18 protein-coding genes are annotated in these 19,755 nt (G+C 71.8%); 8 read left to right on the top strand and 10 right to left on the bottom strand.

Features of this window, described 5'->3' with window-relative positions; all coding sequences use genetic code 11:
* Nucleotides 1-43 precede the first annotated feature (43 nt).
* The 3 genes from M1203_RS04465 to M1203_RS04455 all read right to left on the bottom strand — a co-directional run bounded on the left by M1203_RS04465 (nucleotide 44) and on the right by M1203_RS04455 (nucleotide 3,218).
* Nucleotides 44-1,708 (bottom strand): phospho-sugar mutase, encoded by a 1,665-nt coding sequence (locus tag M1203_RS04465; protein ID WP_249948166.1) that lies wholly within the window; start codon nucleotides 1,706-1,708, stop codon nucleotides 44-46.
* 83 nt (nucleotides 1,709-1,791) lie between these two features.
* Nucleotides 1,792-2,619 carry a purine-nucleoside phosphorylase gene (locus M1203_RS04460; protein WP_249948165.1) on the bottom strand — a complete coding sequence of 276 codons (828 nt, stop codon included), beginning with the start codon at nucleotides 2,617-2,619 and terminating at the stop codon, nucleotides 1,792-1,794.
* A 161-nt stretch (nucleotides 2,620-2,780) separates the two neighbouring features.
* Nucleotides 2,781-3,218: a gamma-glutamylcyclotransferase gene (locus M1203_RS04455; RefSeq protein ID WP_030355792.1), complete on the bottom strand. Its 438-nt coding sequence runs from the start codon at nucleotides 3,216-3,218 to the stop codon at nucleotides 2,781-2,783.
* 179 nt (nucleotides 3,219-3,397) lie between these two features.
* Here M1203_RS04455 and M1203_RS04450 point away from each other — a divergent pair, with 179 nt between their 5' ends.
* Both M1203_RS04450 and M1203_RS04445 read left to right on the top strand, forming a co-directional pair.
* Nucleotides 3,398-4,861 carry an NAD(P)H-quinone dehydrogenase gene (locus M1203_RS04450; RefSeq protein ID WP_249948164.1) on the top strand — a complete coding sequence of 488 codons (1,464 nt, stop codon included), beginning with the start codon at nucleotides 3,398-3,400 and terminating at the stop codon, nucleotides 4,859-4,861.
* 241 nt (nucleotides 4,862-5,102) lie between these two features.
* Nucleotides 5,103-6,221: a DeoR/GlpR family DNA-binding transcription regulator gene (locus M1203_RS04445; protein WP_249948513.1), complete on the top strand. Its 1,119-nt coding sequence runs from the start codon at nucleotides 5,103-5,105 to the stop codon at nucleotides 6,219-6,221.
* A 216-nt stretch (nucleotides 6,222-6,437) separates the two neighbouring features.
* On the opposite strand, the gene M1203_RS04440 is transcribed toward M1203_RS04445, so the two are convergent.
* The 3 genes from M1203_RS04440 to M1203_RS04430 all read right to left on the bottom strand — a co-directional run bounded on the left by M1203_RS04440 (nucleotide 6,438) and on the right by M1203_RS04430 (nucleotide 9,717).
* A complete protein-coding gene (locus M1203_RS04440) occupies nucleotides 6,438-6,872 on the bottom strand; it encodes a DUF5707 domain-containing protein (protein ID WP_249948163.1) in 435 nt (144 codons plus the stop codon).
* 414 nt (nucleotides 6,873-7,286) lie between these two features.
* The gene (locus M1203_RS04435) at nucleotides 7,287-7,868 is read right to left on the bottom strand and encodes a TetR/AcrR family transcriptional regulator (protein WP_249948162.1); all 582 of its coding nucleotides are present in this window, start codon (nucleotides 7,866-7,868) and stop codon (nucleotides 7,287-7,289) included.
* A 94-nt stretch (nucleotides 7,869-7,962) separates the two neighbouring features.
* The gene (locus tag M1203_RS04430) at nucleotides 7,963-9,717 is read right to left on the bottom strand and encodes a biotin carboxylase N-terminal domain-containing protein (RefSeq protein WP_249948161.1); all 1,755 of its coding nucleotides are present in this window, start codon (nucleotides 9,715-9,717) and stop codon (nucleotides 7,963-7,965) included.
* A 306-nt stretch (nucleotides 9,718-10,023) separates the two neighbouring features.
* Between M1203_RS04430 and M1203_RS04425 the strand changes: the two genes are divergently transcribed.
* Complete coding sequence (locus tag M1203_RS04425) at nucleotides 10,024-10,491, top strand: hypothetical protein (RefSeq protein ID WP_249948160.1); 468 nt, start codon at nucleotides 10,024-10,026, stop codon at nucleotides 10,489-10,491.
* A gap of 28 nt (nucleotides 10,492-10,519) precedes the next feature.
* Here M1203_RS04425 and M1203_RS04420 read toward each other — a convergent pair whose 3' ends face one another.
* The 4 genes from M1203_RS04420 to M1203_RS04410 form a co-directional block, all read right to left on the bottom strand.
* Nucleotides 10,520-11,134, bottom strand: a complete 615-nt coding sequence (locus M1203_RS04420; RefSeq protein WP_249948159.1) for a nucleoside triphosphate pyrophosphatase — start codon at nucleotides 11,132-11,134, stop codon at nucleotides 10,520-10,522.
* A 48-nt stretch (nucleotides 11,135-11,182) separates the two neighbouring features.
* The gene (gene mmpB / locus M1203_RS38650) at nucleotides 11,183-11,311 is read right to left on the bottom strand and encodes a morphogenic membrane protein MmpB (protein ID WP_283958182.1); all 129 of its coding nucleotides are present in this window, start codon (nucleotides 11,309-11,311) and stop codon (nucleotides 11,183-11,185) included.
* Nucleotides 11,312-11,379: 68 nt separating this feature from the next.
* Entirely contained in the window at nucleotides 11,380-11,586 is a 207-nt protein-coding gene (locus tag M1203_RS04415) for an acyl-CoA carboxylase epsilon subunit (protein ID WP_249948158.1), read from the bottom strand.
* Between the two features lie 21 nt (nucleotides 11,587-11,607).
* Entirely contained in the window at nucleotides 11,608-13,221 is a 1,614-nt protein-coding gene (locus M1203_RS04410) for an acyl-CoA carboxylase subunit beta (protein ID WP_249948157.1), read from the bottom strand.
* 118 nt (nucleotides 13,222-13,339) lie between these two features.
* On the opposite strand from M1203_RS04410, the gene M1203_RS04405 reads away from it, so the two are divergent.
* From M1203_RS04405 to hutH, 5 genes are all read left to right on the top strand, one after another.
* Nucleotides 13,340-14,218 carry a biotin--[acetyl-CoA-carboxylase] ligase gene (locus tag M1203_RS04405; RefSeq protein WP_249948156.1) on the top strand — a complete coding sequence of 293 codons (879 nt, stop codon included), beginning with the start codon at nucleotides 13,340-13,342 and terminating at the stop codon, nucleotides 14,216-14,218.
* 234 nt (nucleotides 14,219-14,452) lie between these two features.
* Nucleotides 14,453-15,604 (top strand): adenylate/guanylate cyclase domain-containing protein, encoded by a 1,152-nt coding sequence (locus M1203_RS04400; RefSeq protein ID WP_249948155.1) that lies wholly within the window; start codon nucleotides 14,453-14,455, stop codon nucleotides 15,602-15,604.
* A gap of 88 nt (nucleotides 15,605-15,692) precedes the next feature.
* Entirely contained in the window at nucleotides 15,693-16,502 is an 810-nt protein-coding gene (locus tag M1203_RS04395; protein WP_249948154.1) for an enoyl-CoA hydratase/isomerase family protein, read from the top strand.
* Between the two features lie 81 nt (nucleotides 16,503-16,583).
* Nucleotides 16,584-17,753: a diguanylate cyclase domain-containing protein gene (locus tag M1203_RS04390; protein WP_249948153.1), complete on the top strand. Its 1,170-nt coding sequence runs from the start codon at nucleotides 16,584-16,586 to the stop codon at nucleotides 17,751-17,753.
* Between the two features lie 428 nt (nucleotides 17,754-18,181).
* A complete protein-coding gene (hutH, locus tag M1203_RS04385; RefSeq protein ID WP_249948152.1) occupies nucleotides 18,182-19,729 on the top strand; it encodes a histidine ammonia-lyase in 1,548 nt (515 codons plus the stop codon).
* Nucleotides 19,730-19,755 lie beyond the last annotated feature (26 nt).

The following is a 19,755-nucleotide window of genomic DNA, read 5'->3' as shown; positions in this document are numbered from 1 at the left end:
GTCCGACACCCTACTGCGGTACGCGCGTGGGCGCGGCGGGGGCTCAGATACCCGCCGCCACAGCCAAGTCCCGCTTCAGCGCCGCCAGTACGTCCGTACCGGCCGCGCGCGCGGTGGTCAGCGCCGTCGCGTCCTCCACCGGGATCACGACCTCCAGATAGCACTTGAGCTTGGGCTCGGTGCCGCTCGGCCTGACGATGACGCGGGCGCGGTACGTGCCCTCCAGGTGGTAGCGCAGGCCGTCCGTCGGCGGGAGGGCGTCCGTACCCTGCGTCAGGTCCTCGACGGAGGCGACGGTCAGGCCCGCCAGCTCCGTCGGCGGATTCTCGCGCAGTTGGCGCATCGCGTCGGTGATCAGGGACAAGACCTGGACGCGGACCGAGAGCTGGTCCGTGGCGTGCAGGCCGTAGGTGACGGCCAGATCGTCCAGGAGATCGGTGAGCGTGCGGTCCTTGGCCTTCAGTTCGGAGGCCAGCTCGGCCACCAGCAGCGCGGCCGTGATGCCGTCCTTGTCGCGGACGCCGTCGGGGTCGACGCAGTAGCCGAGCGCCTCCTCGTAGCCGTACCGCAGACCCTTGACACGGGCGATCCACTTGAAGCCGGTCAGCGTCTCCTCGTACCCCAGCTCGGCCGCCCCGGCGATCCGGCCGAGGAGGGAGGAGGAGACGATCGACTCGGCGAAGGTGCCCGTCGCGCCCTTGTGGACGAGATGGGCCGCGAGCAGCGCGCCGACCTCGTCGCCGGTCAGCGTCCGCCAGCCGCTGACGACCGTGTCGTCGGGGACGGCGACGGCGCAGCGGTCCGCGTCCGGGTCGTTCGCGATGATCAGGTCGGGCCGTACGCGCCGGGCGGTGGCGAAGGCCAGATCCATCGCGCCCGGCTCCTCCGGGTTCGGGAACGAGACGGTCGGGAAGGCCGGATCGGGCTCGGCCTGCTCCGCCACGAGCACGGGCTCCGGGAATCCGGCCCGCGCGAAGGCCGCCAGGAGGGTTTCCGTACCGACGCCGTGCAGCGCCGTGTGCACGACGCGCGCGGTGCGGGGGGTGCCGGGGGTCAGGACCGCGTCCGTACGTTCCAGATACGCCGCCAGGACCTCCTCACCCAGGATCTCCCAGCCGCCGTCGGGCCGGGCCACGCCGGCCAGCGGGCCGACCGCGGCGATCCGGGCCGCGATCTCGCCGTCGGCGGGCGGCACGATCTGGGAGCCGCCGCCGAGATACACCTTGTAGCCGTTGTCCTGGGGCGGGTTGTGGCTGGCGGTGACCTCCACGCCCGCGACGGCGCCGAGATGCCGTACGGCGAAGGCGAGGACGGGCGTCGGCAGCGGCCGGGGCAGTACGGCGGCGCGCAGCCCGGCGCCGGTCATCACGGCCGCCGTGTCCCGGGCGAAGTCGGCGGACTTGTAGCGGGCGTCGTATCCGATGACGACCAGGCCGTCACCATGGCCTTCGGCCTTGAGGTACGCGGCGAGCCCGGCCGCGGCGCGGATGACCACCGCGCGGTTCATCCGCATGGGCCCGGCGCCCAGTTCGCCGCGCAGCCCGGCGGTGCCGAACTGGAGCGTCCCGGCGAACCGTTCCGCCAGGGTGCCGGTGTCCCCGGCGTCGATGATCTTTCCCAGCTCTTCGCGGGTGTCGCTGTCGGGGTCCTCGGCCTGCCAGGCCTTGGCCCGCGCGATGAGGTCCTGATGCGTGGCGTCCTGCTGCACGGTGGGGGGCACCTCCTGGTAGCTGTGCTGCCGGGGCCGACGGCGTGGCCCCGGCGGGATGTCATTCCCGACTCGGACGCGGCTTAGACGCGCTCAAGCACCTGGGCGAGCAGAGCACCCATCTGGGTCGCCGAGTCGCGGCCCGCCTGAAGGACCTCCTCGTGGTTGAGGGGTGCGCCCGAGATGCCCGCGGCCAGGTTCGTGACCAGCGAGATCCCCAGCACCTCGGCGCCCGCCTCGCGGGCCGCGATGGCCTCCAGGACGGTGGACATGCCGACGAGGTCGCCGCCCATGACGCGGACCATGTTGATCTCGGCGGGCGTCTCGTAGTGGGGGCCGGGGAACTGCACGTACACCCCCTCTTCGAGGGCCGGGTCGATCTCCTTGCACAGCGCGCGCAGGCGCGGCGAGTACAGGTCCGTCAGGTCCACGAAGTTCGCGCCGACGATCGGGGAGACGGCCGTCAGATTGATGTGGTCGCTGATCAGCACGGGCTGGCCGGGGCGCATGCCCTCGCGCAGCCCGCCGCAGCCGTTGGTCAGGACGACGGTCTTGCAGCCCGCGGCCACCGCGGTACGTACGCCGTGCGCGACGGCGGCGACCCCGCGGCCCTCGTAGTAGTGCGTACGGCCCAGGAAGACCAGCGCGCGCTTCTCGGCGATCCGGTACGAGCGGATTCTGCCGCCGTGGCCGGCCACGGCCGGCGGCGGGAAGCCGGGGAGCTCGGTCACGGGGAACTCCGCCTCGGGGGTGCCGAGCGCGTCGACGGCCGGCGCCCAGCCGGAGCCCATCACCAGGGCGACGTCATGCGTCTCGGCGCCGGTCAGCTCGCGCAGGCGGGTGGCGGCGGCGTCGGCGGCGGCCAGGGGGTCGGGTCCGTCGGCGTTGGCCGGGATAACAGATGCGTTCACGCGGATGAGGGTAGCCGGTCATGCCCTACGCGCGTAGATGCTAGTCGCACAGGCATGACATCGTTGTACTGTCGTTTCCAACGAAAACAGCGGCGTTGTGCTGCTTTTCCGCCCGTGGGTCGGTTCCGGTGCGATTCGTCCCCCGTCCCCCGTCCCCCGGGTCAGCAGGGGCGCTTGCGCAGCTCCATCACATAGTCGTGCGGGGCCCCGGCCGACTCCGCCGCGTCGGCCAGCTCGCCCAGATAGCGCGCCGAGGGGAGACCGCCCTCGTAGCCGTTCAGGACATACATCCAGGTCGGCTCCTCGCCGTCCAGGGTGTGCACGCGTACCCGCATCCGGCGGTAGATGTCGAGCCCCACGCCCTCCCAGCGGTCCATGGAGTCCTCGTCCATCGGGGCGATGTCGTACAGCGCGACGAAGACCTGGGAACGCGGCGCCTCGACCACCGTGGCCAGCGCCCCCTCCCAGCCCATCTGCTCGCCGCCGAAGGTCAGCCGCCAGCCGTTGAGCCAGCCGGTGCCACGCAGCGGGGAGTGCGGGGCGCGGCGGGTCATCAGCCGCGCGTCGAGGTTGCCGGCGTACGCGGCGTAGAGCGACATGGGGTCGAGGGTACGGGAGGTACAGACGTGGCTTGCTGTTTTGGGGTGCGGGGACCCCGGAGGGGCGGTACTTGAAGCGTGCGGGACAATGGAGTACGTACTGCATCCCCCGGGGCTCCCCCGGAACCCCGGCCGGGGTGGCAGACGGGCCGGGTTGACAACGCGAGGCGGACTTTTTCGTGACCCGGATCGTGATCATCGGTGGCGGCCCCGGCGGCTACGAGGCGGCTCTGGTAGGGGCTCAGCTCGGCGCGGAAGTGACCGTCGTCGACTGCGACGGACTCGGTGGCGCGTCGGTGCTCACCGACTGCGTGCCGTCGAAGACCCTCATCGCGACGGCCGAGGTGATGACCACCTTCGACTCCTCGTACGAGGAACTGGGCATCATCGTCGCCGACACGGCATCCATCAGCGGCTCCCCCGCGGGTCCCCCTCTTGAGCAGAGGGCCCGCGTCGTCGGGGTCGATCTCGGCAAGGTCAATCGGCGTGTGAAGCGGCTCGCGCTCGCCCAGTCGCACGACATCACGGCCTCCGTCACCCGGGCCGGCGCGCGCGTCATGCGCGGGCGGGGGCGGCTCGACGGACGCCAGGCCGTGGACGGCTCGCGCCAGGTGATCGTGACCGCGGCCGACGGCAGCGAGGAGTCGCTCACCGCCGACGCCGTACTGATCGCCACCGGCGGCCACCCCCGCGAGATCCCGGACGCGCAGCCCGACGGCGAGCGCATCCTCAACTGGACGCAGGTGTACGACCTCGACGAGCTGCCCGAGGAACTGATCGTGGTCGGCTCGGGCGTCACCGGCGCCGAGTTCGCCGGTGCCTACCAGGCGCTCGGCTCCCGGGTCACGCTCGTCTCCTCCCGTGACCGCGTGCTGCCCGGCGAGGACTCCGACGCCGCCGGCGTGCTGGAGGACGTCTTCCGGCGCCGCGGCATGAACGTGATGTCCCGCTCCCGTGCCGAGGCCGCCAAGCGGGTCGGTGACCGGGTCGAGGTCGCGCTCTCCGACGGCCGGGTCATCTCCGGTACGCACTGCCTGATGGCGGTCGGCGCCATCCCGAACACCGCGGGCATGGGCCTGGAGGAGGCCGGCGTCCTGCTCAAGGATTCGGGCCACATCAAGACCGACCGGGTCTCCCGTACCTCCGCGCCCGGCGTCTACGCCGCCGGCGATGTCACCGGGATCTTCGCCCTCGCCTCCGTCGCGGCCATGCAGGGCCGGATCGCGATGTACCACTTCCTCGGCGACGCGGTCACCCCGCTCAACCTCAAGACCGTCTCGGCGAACGTCTTCACCGACCCGGAGATCGCCACCGTCGGTTACAGCCAGGCGGACGTCGACGCCGGCAGGATCGACGCCCGTGTCGTCAAACTGCCGCTGCTGCGCAACCCGCGCGCCAAGATGCAGGGCATCAGGGACGGCTTCGTCAAAATATTCGCCCGTCCCGGCACCGGGATCGTGGTCGGCGGGGTCGTCGTGTCGCCTCGGGCCAGTGAGCTGATCCACCCCATCGCGCTCGCCGTCGACAACAACCTGACCGTGGAACAGATCGCGAACGCCTTCACCGTCTACCCGTCCCTTTCGGGTTCGATCGCCGAGGTGGCGCGGCAGCTGCACACCGTGAAGACCGGCGAGGAGAGCTGACCCGGTCCGCCGGTCGCGACGGGCGTCCCGGGCGGGTTCCGGCGGGGCGTTCATCGGCTCGTAGGGCTGGGTAAGCCCGTTCCATGGTGGTGCGTTCGAATTGCGGGATCGCTTTATACCACTGTGCGCTCTCGTCTGTGTACAACTTCTGTTATTCGGCGCAAACTGCTGAAAGCAGACGGTCGTTGGGGTTACTGTCAGTTTCGTGTTCGCTGCAGAACGTCGCCAACTGATCCTCGAAATGGTGCGCGCCAACGGGGCCGTGTCGCTCCGTGAGCTCGCCCGCGTCGTCCAGACCTCCGAAGTGACCGTACGGCGGGACGTGCGGGCGCTGGAGGCCGAAGGACTCCTCGACCGCCGGCACGGCGGTGCGGTATTGCCGGGCGGATTCACGCGAGAATCCGGCTTTCCGCAAAAGTCCCATCTCGCAACGGCCGAGAAGACGGCCATCGCCGATCTCGCCGCGAGTCTCGTCGAAGAGGGCGAGGCCGTGGTCGTCGGCGCCGGTACGACCACGCAGGAGCTGGCCCGCCGGCTCGCGCGGATCCCCGGCCTGACCGTCGTCACCAACTCGCTGCTCGTCGCGCAGGCCCTCGCGCATGCCAACCGGGTCGAAGTCGTCATGACCGGCGGCACGTTACGCGGCTCCAACTACGCGCTGGTCGGCAGCGGGGCGGAGCAGTCCCTCCAGGGCCTGCGGGTCACCCGCGCGTTCCTGTCCGGGAGCGGGCTGACCGCCGAGCGCGGGCTCTCCACGTCCAACATGCTCTCGGCGAGCGTGGACCGGGCGCTGGTGCAGGCCGCGGCGGAGGTGGTGGTGCTGGCCGACCATACGAAGCTGGGCACCGACACGATGTTCCAGACGGTGCCGACGGATCTGATCAGCAGGCTGGTGACCGACGAGCCGCCGGCGCATGACGATCGCGCGGCGACGGAGCTTCAGGCGCTGGCGGATCAGGGGGTACAGATCGCGGTGGCCGGCGGGGTGGCCGGCGGAGCCGGCGGTTCTGCGGGCGGGGTCTCCGGGGTGTCCGGGGCGTCGGCCGGTGCGGGCTCTGGTTCCGGATCCGGTGCGGTTGCCGGTTCCGCCGCGGGTGCCGGTGCGGGGTCCGGGGCCGGGGCCGGTGCCGGTGCCGGGGCGACGGGTGGTGGCTCGGGCGGTGATGTGCATCCGGCGGGGCGTCAGTCGCGTCGGGACGTACCGCTTCCGGGGCAGCGCCGTACGCATGCGGCGGGGCCGGGTCCGGGACAGGGTCCGGGGAGCGGGGGGCCGGGGTCCCCGCTGCGGAGTGCGACGGCGTCGCTGGCGGCGCAGGAGCCGGGGGAGCGGGCGCGGGTGGCGGACTTGCGTCGCCGGTAGGGGTTCGCCGTCCAGCGGGGGTGCGGGTTGCGGTTGCGTGTTCGGCTGCCGGGGGCCGGGGCCTCCGGAGGTACATGTCCGGACGGCATGATTTACGGCGCGGTTCTGGCCTGTCGTTGGTTCGGGCGTTCGCGCGCCACAAATCACGCTTTAGTGTCCGGACACGCACCTCCTACGACCCCGACCCCCTCCCCCCGGTGGTCGCTCCCGCCCGGGTCAGCGCGTGACGTTGAAGACCGCGGCCTCGGGCACGAAGGTCTTGTCCCCGTCGTTGGCCGTCGCCAGCGCGGAGATGTACCAGGTGCCCTCGGGCAGTTCGGCGGCGTCCTTCTGGGTGACCTTCAGGGTGTAGGTGCACAGGTCCTTCTTGCACGCGGCGCTCTCGACGTCCGCCATTTCCTCGGCCGTCGGCTTGAGCTCCGAACTCTTCGGCCAGGCCAGGACCTTGAGGCTCCGGATTCCCGAGTCGTCGGTCACCTTCGCGGTGAAGGTGAGCGAGCCCGCGGCGCCGGCGGTCGGGGCGACATAGCGGGCCGCGCCGTTCTCCACGGTCGGCTTGACGGACGGGCTGGCCGAGGCGATGCCACCGATGGCGATACCGCCGAGAGCGACGGCACCAATGAGCGACGGAACGATGATGCGCTTGGACATGGATTCCCCTCCGAGTACTGGGCGCCCCGGTTGTCGGTGCGTTTCCCGATGTCATCGAGCCTATGAGCGCGGGATCGCGTGGTCCTCGGGCTCCGGGATGATCAGCTCCTCCAACCAGGGATAGAGCCGGGCCCCGGACGCCTCGTCGGTGACGGGTGGTGAAGGGGGGCGCGCAGGGGTCGTGTCCGGGACGTAGAGCGTGATTTGTGGCGCACGAACGCCCGAACCATCGTCTGGGCAGCTGCGCGCCGTACGGGGGTCCGGGGGTGTCCCCCGGGAAAGCACAGCATGCAGTCCCGGGCGCGGGCCCGGAGCGCACCCCGGCAACAACCCGCACACCACCACCGGCCCCAGCCAAAACGCACCCCGGAAACCGGCCCCGGCCAAGACGAGCGCGCCCCGGCCCCCGCTACCTCAGGGCCGCAGGCCCGTCAGCGTCAGTTTCAGGAGGCGGTCCGCCAAGTGCGGGTCCGACGGGGACTGTTCCGCAGCCAACGCGATCGCGTTCGTGAGCTGCATCAGGTCGTCGATCGAGACCTCCGCCCGGACATGGCCGGCCCGCTGCGCCCGCGCCAGGAGGCGTCCGCCCGCCTCGCGCATCGGCACACTGCACTGCGACAGCGCCGAACTCTTGTCGTGGGAGGCCGACATGAGCGCCTGCGAGAGTCCGCGGTACTCACCCGCATGAGTGATGAGCGTACCCAGCCATTCGACCAGCGCGCCGCACGGCTGCTCCGCCTCGGCCAGCTCGCGGCTGCGCTCGATGAGGGAGCCGAGCGCTTCCTGGAAGACCGCGTTCATCAGCGCGTGGCGGTTCGGGAAGTGGCGGTAGAGCGTGCCGATGCCGACGCCCGCGCGGCGCGCGATGTCCTCCAGGGAGGCGTCCGTGCCGTGTTCCGCGAAACTGCGGCGGGCCTCCGTGAGCAGGCGCTCGTAGTTGCGGCGCGCGTCGGCGCGCATGGGCCGGGGCAGCGCGTGTGCCGTACCGCTCGCCATTGGGGGTCCTCCCTGTCTCCGCCCGTGGCGTCAAGGATGCCACCGCACACGCGAAGGCCCCGCCAGAAGTGCTGCGGCGGGGCCTCGGTGCTGGTCAGTCCTTGATTTCGCAGATGGTGGCGCCGGAGGTGAGGGCCGCGCCGACCTCGGCGGTGAGGCCCTTGATGGTGCCGGAGCGGTGCGCGTTGAGGGGCTGCTCCATCTTCATGGCTTCGAGGACGACGACGAGGTCGCCCTCCTTGACCTCCTGGCCCTCTTCCACGGCGACCTTGACGATGGTGCCCTGCATCGGGGAGGCCAGGGTGTCGCCGGAGGCCGCGGAGGCGGACTTCTTGGCGGCGCGGCGCTTGGGCTTGGCGCCGGCGGCGAGGCCGGTGCGGGCCAGGGTCATGCCCAGGCTGGAGGGCAGGGAGACTTCGAGGCGCTTGCCGCCGACCTCGACGACGACGGTCTCGCGGCCGGGCTCGTCCTCGGTCTCGGCGTCGGCGGGGGCCGCGAAGGGCGGGATGTCGTTGGTGAACTCCGTCTCCATCCAGCGGGTGTGGACGGTGAAGGGGTCGGAGGTGAAGGCGGGGTCGGTGACGACCTTGCGGTGGAAGGGGATCGCCGTGGCCATGCCCTCGACCGTGAACTCGTTCAGGGCGCGGGAGGCGCGCTGGAGGGCCTGTTCGCGGGTGGCGCCGGTGATGATCAGCTTGGCGAGCAGGGAGTCCCAGGCCGGGCCGATGACGGAGCCGGACTCCACGCCCGCGTCGAGACGGACGCCGGGGCCGGCGGGCGGGGCGAAGGTGGTGACGGTGCCGGGGGCGGGCAGGAAGCCGCGGCCCGGGTCCTCGCCGTTGATACGGAACTCGAAGGAGTGTCCGCGCACGGCCGGGTCGTCATAGCCGAGGGCTTCGCCGTCGGCGATGCGGAACATCTCGCGGACCAGGTCGATGCCGGTGACCTCTTCGGTGACCGGGTGCTCGACCTGGAGGCGGGTGTTGACCTCCAGGAAGGAGATCGTGCCGTCGGTGCCGACGAGGAATTCGACGGTGCCGGCGCCGACGTAGCCGGCCTCCTTGAGGATCGCCTTGGACGCCGCGTACAGCTCGGCGTTCTGGGCGTCGGAGAGGAAGGGTGCGGGGGCTTCCTCGACGAGCTTCTGGTGGCGGCGCTGGAGGGAGCAGTCGCGGGTGGAGACGACGACGACATTGCCGTGGGAGTCGGCCAGGCACTGGGTCTCGACGTGGCGGGGCTTGTCGAGGTAGCGCTCGACGAAGCACTCGCCGCGGCCGAACGCGGCGACGGCCTCGCGGACGGCCGAGTCGTACAGCTCCGGGATCTCTTCGAGCGTACGGGCGACCTTCAGGCCGCGTCCGCCGCCGCCGAAGGCGGCCTTGATGGCGATCGGCAGGCCGTGCTCCGCGGCGAACGCGACGACCTCGTCCGCGCCGGAGACCGGGTCGGGGGTGCCGGCGACCAGGGGGGCGCCGGCGCGCTGGGCGATATGGCGGGCGGCGACCTTGTCGCCGAGGTCGCGGATGGCCTGCGGGGGCGGGCCGATCCAGGTCAGCCCGGCGTCCAGTACGGCCTGGGCGAATTCGGCGTTCTCGGACAGGAATCCGTAGCCGGGGTGGATCGCGTCCGCGCCGGAGTCCTTGGCCGCCTGGAGCACCTTGGCCATGTCCAGATAGCTGGCTGCCGGGGTGTCACCGCCCAGGGCGAACGCCTCGTCGGCCGCGCGGACGTGCAGGGCGTCCCGGTCCGGGTCCGCGTAGACGGCTACGCTCTGGATCCCGGCATCCCGGCAGGCACGGGCAACGCGGACAGCGATTTCGCCACGGTTGGCGATGAGCACCTTGCGCACGATGGCTCCCTCCTTGAAAACAAGCTGAGTTTAGGGACTGCCGACACGCCCCAAGGATCCGTCCCCAATGGTGACCTCGCCCACACAGAGCGTGGTCCGAGGCCGAGTCAGGGGGCGAAATCCCTTGTGGCACCACGGTACGCCGGGTTTCCCCGTCGCACAGTAGCGCTCGGATGTGGTCCAGCTCTCTGTCCGAGTACCCCTCGGCGGATCGCGAATCTTTGTGGAGTCCCTACGAATGGCCGAATGATTCTCTGACCTCGCTCGGGCCCTTGTCCGGCGGTTTACCGGTTAGTAGCGTGCGCGATGTCGTACGTACTACCGGTAACAGAGGAAGAGGGTGGCGTCGTGGCGCGCAGACCGGTGGCCTGGGTGGCCGCGATCGTGCTGCTGCTTGAGGCGGTCGGCATCGTGTTCGTCAACGGTGTGCTGGCGACGGTTGTCGACAATCAGCGAATGTCCCTGGCCGGACTCGATCCGTCCGCCATGTCTCTCGGTACGTGGGTGACGGGCGGGGTCTTCGGCGCCTATCTCGTGCTTGTGGCGGTGATTCTGGCGCGTACGGCCCTCAAGGACCGGGCTCCGGGCCGCTTCGGCAGGATCGCGCTCATCGTCTGCGCGGTGGTGCACGGGTTGCTCGGTGCGGTGACGGTGGGCCTGGTGGGGTGGAGTGCCTTCGCGTTCCTGATGGTCGTGCTGGGGCTGATCGTGCTGGTGCTGGTGGCGTACGAGCCCGAGCGGGTGAGCCCGGCCGAGGGGCCGGCGCCCGCCTGAGCGCAAGTGCCGTGGGTACCGGGCCGGTTCAGGCCCACAGGTCGGTGATCGTGACGCCGTGCTCGCCGAGCAGCCGGCGCAGCAGCGGCAGCGACAGGCCGATGACATTGCCGTGGTTGCCGTCGATCCCGTCGACGAAGGGAGAGGAGCGGCCGTCCAGGGTGAAGGCGCCCGCGACCTGGAGGGGTTCACCGGAGGCGACGTACGCGGCGATCTCGGCGTCCGTCGGGGTGCCGAAGCGGACGGTGGTCGAGGCGGTCTCGGCGGCGCTGCGGCCGGTCGTCGTATCGATCACGCAGTGACCGGTCCGCAGGATTCCGTCGCGTCCGCGCATCGACTTCCAGCGGGCGGTGGCCTCCTCGCTGTCGGCGGGCTTGCCGTACGCCTCGCCGTCGAGTTCGAGGACGGAGTCACAGCCGACGACCAGCGCGCCGGCCGCCGCGGGGAGCGCTGCCACGGCGGTGGCCTTGGCCTCGGCGAGAACGAGCGCCAGTTCGGCGGGGGTCGGGGCGGAGAGGGCGTCCTCGTCGACGCCGCTGACGATCACCTCGGGGGCGAGCCCGGCCTGCCTGAGCAGTCCGAGACGGGCGGGGGAGGCGGAGGCGAGAACGAGCCGGCGGCGCTGATCGGTCATGCGGGCCATCGTAGGTCGCCGCGTCCGGCCGGTACGGGGGAGGTCACCGGGAGGTGATCAGCCGAGGCCGAGCACGATCATGGCGACCACCACGGCCAGGGCGAGCAGGATCCCGGCGCGGCGCAGCATGAGCTGCGCGTCGCGCATCTCCCTGGGCGGCTCGTTCTCCGGGTCGGACCACAGCATGGGACCGATACTCCGGCCGCCCGGTCCGCGGCGCCTGAGTATGGGTACTCAGGCGCCGCGGTGACGTCCTAGCCGGGCCAGTACGTACGCGCCCACGCCCGCGGGCCCGGCTCCGGGAGCCGGCGGCGGGCGATCCGTGTCGGGGCCGACCACTCGGCGGGGGGCTCGGCCGCGCCCGGCGGTGAGTCCGCCACCGCCGCCGCGCGCGCCCGGACCACCGCGAGCGCGGCGGCCAGCTCCTCCCGGGTCGGGTTTCCTCGTACAACCTTGATCATTTCGGCGCCCTTCCCGGAGTCCTACAGGGGGATGTTGCCGTGCTTCTTCGGAGGCAGGCTTTCCCGCTTCGTCCGCAGCTGACGCAGGCCCTTGACGATGTGCGCCCGGGTCTCCGACGGCATGATGACCGCGTCGACATAGCCGCGCTCGGCCGCCGCGTACGGATTGAGCAGCGTGTCCTCGTACTGCTGGATCAGTTCGGCGCGCGTCTCCTCCTGCGCCGTCACATCACCGGCCGCCGCGATCGTGCGGCGGTGCAGGATGTTCACCGCGCCCTGCGCGCCCATCACCGCGATCTGCGCGGTCGGCCAGGCCACATTGAGGTCGGCGCCCAGATGCTTGGAGCCCATGACGTCGTACGCGCCGCCGAACGCCTTGCGGGTGATCACCGTGATCAGCGGGACCGTGGCCTCGGCGTACGCGTAGATCAGCTTGGCGCCGCGCCGGATGATGCCGCCGTACTCCTGGTCGACCCCCGGCAGGAACCCGGGGACGTCCACGAAGGTCAGCACCGGGACGTTGAAGGCGTCGCACGTACGGACGAACCGCGCGGCCTTCTCGGAGGCGTTGATGTCCAGACAGCCCGCGAACTGCATCGGCTGGTTCGCCACGATCCCGACCGGGAAACCCTCGACCCGGCCGAAGCCGGTGATGATGTTCGGCGCGAACAGCGCCTGGGTCTCCAGGAATTCGGCGTCGTCCAGTACGTGCTCGATGGCCGCGTGCATGTCGTACGGCTGGTTCGCGGAGTCCGGGATCAGCGTGTCCAGCTCGCGGTCCTCGTCCGTCGTCGCCAGCTCCGCCACCTCGGGGAAGGCGGGCGGCTCGGACAGGTTGTTCGAGGGGAGGTACGACAGCAGGGACTTGACGTACTCGATGGCGTCCTTCTCGTCGCCCGCCATGTGGTGCGCGACGCCGGAGGTCGTGTTGTGCGTACGGGCGCCGCCCAGCTCCTCGAAGCCCACGTCCTCGCCGGTCACCGTCTTGATGACATCGGGACCCGTGATGAACATGTGCGAGGTCTGGTCGACCATCACCGTGAAGTCGGTGATCGCGGGGGAGTAGACCGCGCCGCCCGCGCACGGGCCGACGATCAGGCTGATCTGCGGTACGACGCCCGAGGCGTGCACATTGCGGCGGAAGATCTCGGCGAAGAGGCCGAGGGCGACCACGCCCTCCTGGATCCGGGCGCCGCCGCCGTCGTTGATGCCGATGACCGGACATCCGGTCTTCAGCGCGAAGTCCATGACCTTCACGATCTTCTCGCCGTAGACCTCGCCGAGCGAGCCGCCGAAGATCGTGAAGTCCTGCGAGTAGACACAGACCGGACGGCCGTCGACCGTGCCGTAGCCGGTGACGACCCCGTCGCCGTACGGGCGGTTCTTCTCGATGCCGAAATTGGTGGAGCGGTGCCTGGCGAACTCGTCCAGTTCGACGAAGGACCCCTCGTCGAGCAGCAGATCCACCCGTTCGCGGGCCGTCAGCTTGCCCTTGGCGTGCTGCTTCTCCACGGCGCGCGCGGAACCCGCGTGCGTGGCTTCCTCGATGCGCCGCTGGAGATCCGCGATCTTGCCCGCGGTGGTGTGGGCGGCGGTTCCGTGGGGGATTCCTCGGGCGTTTTCCGGCTCGGACATCGGGATGCGGCTCCCTGCGGGTTCACGGATGCGGGTGTTCCGGGTGCTACTGATCCGTAGGGTATCGGCGCGGATACCGTTCGGCAGTGCGGTGTTGGCCACACCTAGGGTGGCTTGCATGACGGATCCCCATGCACCCGAGAGCCGCTGGTCCGACCTCGAACGCCCCCCGCTGAACGAACGCGCGCTGCGCCGCGGGCTGATCCGGCCCGACGGGCTGTGGAGCTCGCTCGACGTGGTCACCGCCACCGGATCCACCAACTCCGATCTGTCCGCGCGGGCCAGGCCGGGGGCGGACGGCACACCGGGGGCGCCGGAGGGCACCGTACTGATCGCCGAGGAGCAGACGGCGGGCCGCGGCCGGCTGGACCGGCGCTGGACCGCGCCGGCGCGCTCCGGGCTCTTCTTCTCCGTACTGCTCCGGCCCGGCCCCGGGGTACCCGTCCACCGCTACGGCTGGCTGCCGCTGCTGACCGGAGTGGCCGTCGCGACCGGGCTGGCGCGGGCCGCGGGCGTGGACACGGCACTCAAATGGCCCAATGACCTGCTGGTGACCGTGGGCGGCGAGGAGCGGAAGGCCGGCGGGATCCTCGCGGAGCGGGCGGGGGACGACGCGGTCGTGGTGGGTGTCGGCGTGAATGTCTCGCTGCACGCGGCGGAACTGCCCGTACCGGCGGCCGGTTCGCTGGCCCTGGCGAACGCGGTCTCCCTCGACCGCGACACCCTGCTGCGCGGGGTCCTGCGGGCGCTGGAGCGGTGGTACGGGGAGTGGCGCGAGGCGGGCGGCGATCCGGCCGCGTCCCGGCTCCAGGAGGCGTACGCGGCGGGGTGCGCGACGCTGGGCCGCACCGTACGCGCGGTCCTGCCGGGCGATCGCGAGCTGGTCGGTGAGGCGGTGGCCGTGGACGGCGACGGACGGCTGGTGGTCACCACGGAGGACGGCGCCCGGCATCCGGTCGGCGCGGGCGACATCGTCCATCTGCGGCCGGTCGCCTGAACTCGCGGGCGGATCCGGGGGCTCGTCCTCCGGTGTGGGCATATGCAAAGTGCACATGGCACCCGTCGCCGGGCCGGCCCTCGTGCGGCCACTGGCGACGGCCCGTGACCGGACCGTCGCGCCCCGATCCGGGTGCCCCCGCGATACGTGAGCCAGCGCACATCTGCCGTATCGTTGAGGCGGTCCACGACAGATCGGCAGGGCAGTGCGCAGGGAACGGGCAGGAGGCGGCCGGTGACCGTCGACGATTCGACTTCCGGCGAGGACGCGCAGCCGCCGTCGGAGTCTTCGGCACACCCCACTCCCCACCATGTCGTCGACCACACGGCCGAGCCGTCCGACGACCCGCTGGCCATCCGCCTCGAACAGCTCATCCTCGGCGCCGACCGCCGCTACACCGCCTTCCAGGCCGCCCGTACCGCCGGGGTCTCGATGGACCTCGCCTCCCGCTTCTGGCGCGCCATGGGCTTCGCCGACATCGGCCAGGCCAAGGCGCTCACGGAGGCGGACGTACTGGCCCTGCGGCGGCTCGCCGGTCTGGTGGAGGCGGGGCTGCTCAGCGAGCCGATGGCGATCCAGGTCGCCCGCTCGACCGGGCAGACCACCGCCCGGCTGGCGGAGTGGCAGATCGATTCCTTCCTGGAGGGCCTGACCGAGCCGCCCGAGCCCGGCATGACCCGTACCGAAGTCACCTACCCGCTGGTGGAACTGCTCCTGCCCGAGCTGGAGGAGTTCCTCGTCTATGTGTGGCGGCGCCAGCTCGCCGCCGCCACGGGCCGTGTCGTCCAGGCCGCGGACGACGACGAGATGGTCGACCGCCGGCTCGCCGTCGGCTTCGCCGACCTCGTCGGGTTCACCCGGCTGACCCGGCGGCTGGAGGAGGAGGAGCTCGGCGAGCTGGTCGAGGCGTTCGAGACGACCGCCGCCGACCTCGTCGCCGCGCACGGCGGCCGGCTGATCAAGACCCTGGGCGACGAGGTCCTGTTCGCGGCGGACGACGCGGGAACGGCCGCGGAGATAGCGCTGCGCCTGATAGAGACCATGACCCATGACGAGTCGATGCCGGCGCTGCGCGTCGGGATCGCGTTCGGGACGGTCACGACGCGGATGGGTGACGTGTTCGGTACGACGGTGAACCTCGCGAGCCGGCTCACGTCGATAGCGCCGAAGGACACGGTCCTGGTCGACGGCGCGTTCGCGGAGGAGCTGATCCGCACGGGCGACGCCCCGGCCTCGGAGGCGCAGGCGGCGGAGGCGGCGGCGAAGGCCGACAAGGAGGGCGTGGCACTGCCCTCGTACCGCTTCGGGCTCCAGCCGATGTGGCAGCGGCCGGTGCGGGGTCTGGGTGTGGTCGAGCCCTGGCTGATGGGGCGGCGGAGCACCTAGGGCCTGTCCGGCCCTGCCCTTGGGCCGAAGCCGCCCCCTAGGATCGGCCCCGGTGAAGTGAACCGTCGTTAACCGGGAGGGTGCGGTCATGGCTGAGGCTGAGCAGAGGTTCGGGGAGTTCGTCGTCGTACGGCGGCACGGGCAGGGCGGGCATGTCGCGGAACTGGCCCTGGACCGGCCCAAGGCCATGAACGCCGTCTCCACCGAGCTGGCCAGGTCCCTCGGGAACGCCTGCGCCGCGCTCGGCGCCGACCGGGACGTACGGGCCACGGTGCTGACCTCCACCCACGAGCGGGCCTTCTGCGTCGGCGCGGACCTCAAGGAGCGCAACTCCTTCAGCGACGCCGAACTCCTGCGCCAGCGGCCGACCGCGCGGGCCGCGTACACCGGCGTACTGGAACTGCCGATGCCGACCGTCGCGGCGGTACACGGCTTCGCGCTGGGCGGCGGCTTCGAGCTGGCGCTCGCCTGCGATCTGATCGTCGCGGATTCCACGGCGGTCGTGGGGCTGCCCGAGGTGTCGGTCGGGGTGATCCCCGGCGGCGGGGGTACGCAGCTGCTGCCGCGCCGGGTCGGCGCCGCGCGCGCCGCCGAACTGGTCTTCACCGCACGGCGGGTGGCCGCCGCCGAGGCGGCGGCGCTGGGACTCGTCGACCAGCTGGTGGACGAGGGCGCCGACCGGGACGAGGCCCTGGCCCTGGCCGGCCGTATCGCCGCCAACTCGCCCGTCGGCCTGCGCGCCGCCAAGCGCGCGCTGCGGCTCGGGCACGGGCTCGATCTGCGGGCGGGGCTTGAGGTCGAGGACGCCGCGTGGCGGTCCGTCGCGTTCTCCGGGGACCGGGCGGAAGGGGTCGCCGCGTTCAACGAGAAGCGGAAGCCGCAGTGGCCCGGAGAGTGAACGCGCCCTGTGGGTGAACGCGCAACGATCCCCCATCCCGCCAGATGATCAAATCCCCTCAAACCGTCTTAAGCTGGGGCGATGGGAGTGGATGGGCGACTGCGCGCCATAGTGGAACTGTCTCAGGCGATGGCGGCGGCCCCTACGGCGATCGAGTCCTGGCGGGCCGCCGCGCACGGCGCGCTGGAGGCGCTCGGGGGGAGCTTCGCGGCGCTGTCGTCGTGGGAGCGGGAACTCGGGCATCTCAGGGTGCTGGTGAACACGGGGGCGCGGGTCGCGGGGGAGGAGGAGTTCCCCAAGGACGAGACGTACCCCGTGCACGAGTTCCCCGAGATCGCGGAGTTCCTGCACGGGCGGTGGGCGGCGGGCGGCGGCCCGCAGGCGTGGGTCGAGACCGCGGCGGGGCCGGCGGTCGTACCGGCGCCGGGGGTGTCAGGCGGGCCCGGCTACAACCACCAGCGCGTGGCCGCGCTGCGCAGGCGCGGCCGTGGCTGCTGTGTCGTCGCGCCGATCGTGCTGCACGGCCGGGCGTGGGGCGAGCTGTATGTGGCCAGACCCCCGGAAGCCCCGCTGTTCGACGCGGCCGACGCGGATTTCGCGACCGTCATCGCGTCGGTGGTGGCGGCGGGGATCGCCCAGACCGAGCGCCTGGAAGAGGTCCGCCGACTCGCCTTCACCGACCCGCTGACGGGCCTCGCGAACCGTCGCGCGGTCGATGTACGGCTCGACGAGGCGATCGGGCGCCACCGGCAGGAGGGGGCCGTCGTCAGCCTGGTCGTCTGCGACCTCAACGGCCTCAAGAGGGTCAACGACACCCAGGGCCACGCGGCCGGTGACCGCCTGCTGGAACGGTTCGCCACGCTGCTGTCCGTCTGCGGCGCGCGGCTGCCCGGCGCGCTGGTGGCACGCCTCGGCGGGGACGAGTTCTGTCTGCTGACGGTGGGGCCCACCTCGGACGAGGTGCTGGCGGTGGCGGCGGAGCTGTGCGAGCGGGCGGCCGCGCTGGACCTGGGCGAGGGCGTGGCGTGCGGGATCGCGTCGACGGGGGATCCGATCGGGGAGGTGCCGTCGGCGCGACGGCTGTTCCGCCTGGCGGACGCGGCGCAGTACCGGGCGAAGGCGGCGCGGGCGGGGGGGCCGGTGGTGGCGGGGCGGGACGGGGCGGTGCTGAGGCTGGCGGACGCGCCGCCGGTGCGGGGGGACGGGGACCGCAGACGCTTCCGCGATGCGCCTTCCGGCGGGGGGTCGTAGTTTTGGCTGGGGCCGGTGGTTGTGTGCGGGTTGTTGCCGGTGGTCGCTCCGGGTTCGCGTCCGGGACTGCATGATTTACGGCGCGGTTCTGGCCTGTCGTTCGTTCGGGCGTTCGCGCGCCACAAATCACGCTCTACGTCCCGGACACGATCCCTGCGCGCCCCCCTTCACCGCCCGTCACCGACTGGCCCGGCCGACCGCGAGGGCGAGTGCGACCACCGGGGGGAGGGGGTCGGGGTCGGAGGAGGTGCGTGTCCGGACACTAAAGCGTGATTTGTGGCGCGTGGACGCCCGAACCATCGTTTGGGCAGGGTCGCGCCGTAAATCGTGCCGTCCGGACATGTACCTCCGGAGGCCCCGGCCCCCGGCCGACGACGACACCCGTACCGCTAGTGACACGGTTAGATTCAGTCCGTACGCTCCTGAATATGGATATGCACACTGTCGTGGTGGGGACGTCCGGGACGACCGCCGAGGACGTGGTCGCCGTCGCCCGGGGGCACGCCCGCGTCGAGCTCTCCGTCGAGGCGCTCGACGCGCTCGCCGCCGCTCGGGAGGTCGTGGACGCGCTGGCCGCCAAGCCCGAGCCGGTCTATGGGGTCTCCACCGGGTTCGGGGCGCTCGCGACCCGGTGGATCAGCCAGGATCTCCGGGGCCGGCTCCAGCGCAATATCGTGCGGTCGCACGCCGCCGGCATGGGCCCCCGCGTCGAGCGGGACGTCGTACGGGCATTGATGTTCCTGCGGCTCAAGACCGTCGCGTCAGGGCGCACCGGCGTGCGCCCCGGCGTGGCGCAGACCATGGCCGACGTGCTGAACGCGGGGATCACGCCCGTGGTGCACGAGTTCGGCTCGCTCGGCTGCTCCGGGGATCTCGCGCCGCTCTCCCACTGCGCGCTGACCCTCATGGGCGAAGGCGACGCGGAGGGCCCCGACGGCGTCGTGCGGCCCGCGGGCGAGCTGCTCGCCGCGCACGGGATCGAGCCGGTGGAGCTGCGGGAGAAGGAAGGGCTCGCCCTGCTCAACGGGACCGACGGCATGCTCGGCATGCTGGTCATGGCGATCGCCGATCTGAAGCGGCTCTACACCTGCGCCGACATCACCGCCGCGCTGAGCCTGGAGGCCCTGCTCGGTACCGCCAAGGTCCTCGCTCCCGAGCTGCACGCCATCCGCCCGCACCCGGGCCAGGGCGACAGCGCCGCCAATATGCTGCGGGTGCTCGCCGGGTCCGGGCTGACCGGGCACTTCCAGCAGGACGAGGCCCCCCGGGTCCAGGACGCCTACTCCGTGCGCTGCGCCCCGCAGGTCGCGGGCGCGGGCCGGGACACGCTGGCGTACGCGAGTGTCGTGGCCGAGCGTGAGCTCGCGTCGGCGGTCGACAACCCCGTGGTGCTGCCGGACGGCCGGGTGGAGTCCAACGGCAACTTCCACGGCGCCCCGGTGGCGTATGTGCTGGACTTCCTGGCGATCGCCGCGGCCGACCTCGGGTCCATCGCCGAGCGCCGTACGGACCGGCTCCTGGACAAGAACCGCTCGCACGGGCTGCCGCCCTTCCTCGCCGACGACCCGGGTGTCGACTCGGGGCTGATGATCGCCCAGTACACCCAGGCCGCCCTGGTCAGTGAGATGAAGCGGCTCGCGGTGCCGGCCTCGGTCGACTCGATCCCCTCGTCCGCGATGCAGGAGGACCATGTCTCCATGGGCTGGTCGGCGGCGCGCAAGCTCCGTACCGCCGTCGACAATCTGACCCGCGTGATCGCCGTGGAGCTGTACGCGGCGACGCGCGCGATCGAGCTGCGTACGGGCCTGACGCCCGCGCCCGCCTCCCAGGCGGCCATCGACGGCCTGCGCGCGGCGGGCGTCGAGGGGCCCGGTCCTGACCGCTTCCTGGCGCCCGATCTCGCCGGGGCCGACGCGTTCGTGCGCGGGGGCGGGCTCGTCGCCGCGGTCGAGCCGGTGACCGGGCCGCTGGCCTGAGACGGCTGGGCGTACGGAGGGGCCGC

The sequence above is a fragment of the Streptomyces sp. 35G-GA-8 genome, from assembly GCF_023534745.1.
Taxonomy (GTDB): Bacteria; Actinomycetota; Actinomycetes; order Streptomycetales; family Streptomycetaceae; genus Streptomyces.
The sequence above is the reverse complement of the archived record's forward strand: the minus strand, read 5'-3'. Positions and strand labels throughout refer to the sequence as shown.

What these genes read in the sequence shown, in the direction of transcription:
- M1203_RS04455 (WP_030355792.1), bottom strand. Translation starts at nt 3,218, where the DNA reads ATGTCGCTCTACGCCGCGTACGCCGGCAACCTCGACGCGCGGCTGATG.
- M1203_RS04445 (WP_249948513.1), top strand. Translation starts at nt 5,103, where the DNA reads ATGGTGCGCGCCAACGGGGCCGTGTCGCTCCGTGAGCTCGCCCGCGTC.
- M1203_RS04440 (WP_249948163.1), bottom strand. Translation starts at nt 6,872, where the DNA reads ATGTCCAAGCGCATCATCGTTCCGTCGCTCATTGGTGCCGTCGCTCTC.
- M1203_RS04435 (WP_249948162.1), bottom strand. Translation starts at nt 7,868, where the DNA reads ATGGCGAGCGGTACGGCACACGCGCTGCCCCGGCCCATGCGCGCCGAC.
- M1203_RS04425 (WP_249948160.1), top strand. Translation starts at nt 10,024, where the DNA reads ATGTCGTACGTACTACCGGTAACAGAGGAAGAGGGTGGCGTCGTGGCG.
- M1203_RS04420 (WP_249948159.1), bottom strand. Translation starts at nt 11,134, where the DNA reads ATGGCCCGCATGACCGATCAGCGCCGCCGGCTCGTTCTCGCCTCCGCC.
- mmpB (WP_283958182.1), bottom strand. Translation starts at nt 11,311, where the DNA reads ATGCTGTGGTCCGACCCGGAGAACGAGCCGCCCAGGGAGATGCGCGAC.
- M1203_RS04415 (WP_249948158.1), bottom strand. Translation starts at nt 11,586, where the DNA reads ATGATCAAGGTTGTACGAGGAAACCCGACCCGGGAGGAGCTGGCCGCC.
- M1203_RS04410 (WP_249948157.1), bottom strand. Translation starts at nt 13,221, where the DNA reads ATGTCCGAGCCGGAAAACGCCCGAGGAATCCCCCACGGAACCGCCGCC.
- M1203_RS04405 (WP_249948156.1), top strand. Translation starts at nt 13,340, where the DNA reads ATGACGGATCCCCATGCACCCGAGAGCCGCTGGTCCGACCTCGAACGC.
- M1203_RS04395 (WP_249948154.1), top strand. Translation starts at nt 15,693, where the DNA reads ATGGCTGAGGCTGAGCAGAGGTTCGGGGAGTTCGTCGTCGTACGGCGG.
- M1203_RS04390 (WP_249948153.1), top strand. Translation starts at nt 16,584, where the DNA reads ATGGGAGTGGATGGGCGACTGCGCGCCATAGTGGAACTGTCTCAGGCG.
- hutH (WP_249948152.1), top strand. Translation starts at nt 18,182, where the DNA reads ATGGATATGCACACTGTCGTGGTGGGGACGTCCGGGACGACCGCCGAG.